Genomic DNA, 1,607 nt, shown 5'->3' with positions numbered 1-1,607 from the left:
CCCGGTGCTTTTGGCGAGCTGGCTGCTGCGCTGCGAGCGGACTATATGAGGGCGTGCCGGGAGGCCGGAAAAGAGCCAAAAGGCAGACTGGTGGAGGAAATGGATGGTCTTTTTCCTCTAAACCCTAATTCCGGCTCGCAGGGAGAGGAGGCGTGATGGTAAAAATAAAACCAGCGAGCACCTTTGAGGAAGCCTACAATAATTTAAATCCCAATGAGCCCCTCCCTGGGGAAAAGCATCCTTTCTATGTCCCTCGCCCGCCTCTGTTTAATCCTGGACCACTGCAGGAAGCTCTAAAGGCTGCCAATCCTGGAGATAAACTCCTTTTCAGCGGTCACCGGGGAAGCGGCAAATCCACAGAGTTGCTGCGTATCTATTCTCAGCTTGAGGGGCAAAACCCTGTTATCCACATTAACGTAGAGACCATCCTTGACCTGGGTGATATTGATTACCACGATGTTCTCCTGGCTCTGGGAGAAGGGCTTGCGAGGGAAGCCCGAAAACTAAAAGTCCGTGCTGCCTCTAAATCCATTAAGAAAATGCAGTCATGGTATGAAGAGGTTTTCAGGGAACAGGGACGGGGAATAGAAGCGGAGATATCCATTGGTTTCCCCCTCCTTACAGCCAGGTTGCGGGGAGGAGCCGAGGTGCGCAAAACGGTCCGTGAAAAGGTAGAACGCCGGCTATCGGAACTACTGGGCCTGCTGAATGAGCTCATTGAAAAGATACAAAGCAAAACAAAAAGGCCACCTGTCGTGCTGGTTGATGGTCTGGATAAAGTCTATGATCTTGCGAGGGCTGTGAAGGTTTTCCGGGACGGAGCAGGTGCCCTTATTGCTCCTACTTGCATTATCGTTTACACCGTACCCCACGTTCTCCTCTACGACCCAACTCTGGGAGGCGTGCTTATGAGTTTCCGGGGTCAGTATCAGCTCCCTAATATAAGCCCATTTAACCGGGATGGGACGCGCCACCAGGAGGGCTGGAGGGCTCTGGAAGAGGTGCTGACAAGGCGGGTGGAAGAAAAGCTACTGCCAGAGGAAACGCGTGAAAAACTCATTTATCTTTCGGGTGGAGTGATAAGGCATCTGCTCACTTTTGCTGGGGAAGCTGTTCTGCGAGCTATGCAGCAGAGGCACAGAACAGTCACCCCTGAAGATGTGGAAGAGGTAGAGCACCGTAACCGCATAATTTTATCCCCTATTTTCACGCGATCCCAGAGGGAAATCTTAAAGCAAGTAGCCAGTGAACACACTTACGTGAATTCAGAGGAGGCAAGGAACTTGGCCATGAATCTCCATATCCTCCACTACGTCGTGGGTCGTGAAGAATGGTGGGATGTGCATCCGTTACTCAAACCCATGGTAAAGGAGTGGTAAATGATAATGTTAGGGGAAGAGCTGGAAATTTTGCGCAGGGCGCTGGAAACCCTTAGAAGAGAAGCCTTCCTTTTTGCGGTTTGCGATACTGGTAAATGGCGTGAAGAGCTTATGGCTCATTTGGAAAAAGAACTGCGAGCCCAGGGAAGGGAGGTTTGGCGGGAGGAAGTCTCCCCGGACCAATTTGATTTAGACGCAAAGCTTGAGGAGCGGCGGAGGAGGTCGGAG

General features: G+C 51.6%; 2 protein-coding genes. Both read left to right on the top strand.

What is annotated here, in order from left to right:
- The first annotated feature begins 155 nt into the window (after positions 1–155).
- Entirely contained in the window at positions 156–1,379 is a 1,224-nt protein-coding gene (locus tag NZ653_10065; GenBank protein MCS7287461.1) for an ATP-binding protein, read from the top strand.
- A partial coding sequence (locus NZ653_10060) for a hypothetical protein (protein ID MCS7287460.1) occupies positions 1,380–1,607 on the top strand: 228 nt, incomplete at its 3' end.

This window comes from Anaerolineae bacterium, from assembly GCA_025062375.1.
GTDB lineage: Bacteria > Chloroflexota > Anaerolineae > SpSt-600 > SpSt-600 > SpSt-600.
Note: the sequence above shows the minus strand (reverse complement) of the source record. Positions and strands in the feature narration are given on the sequence as shown.

What these genes read in the sequence shown, in the direction of transcription:
- NZ653_10065 (MCS7287461.1), top strand. Translation starts at nt 156, where the DNA reads ATGGTAAAAATAAAACCAGCGAGCACCTTTGAGGAAGCCTACAATAAT.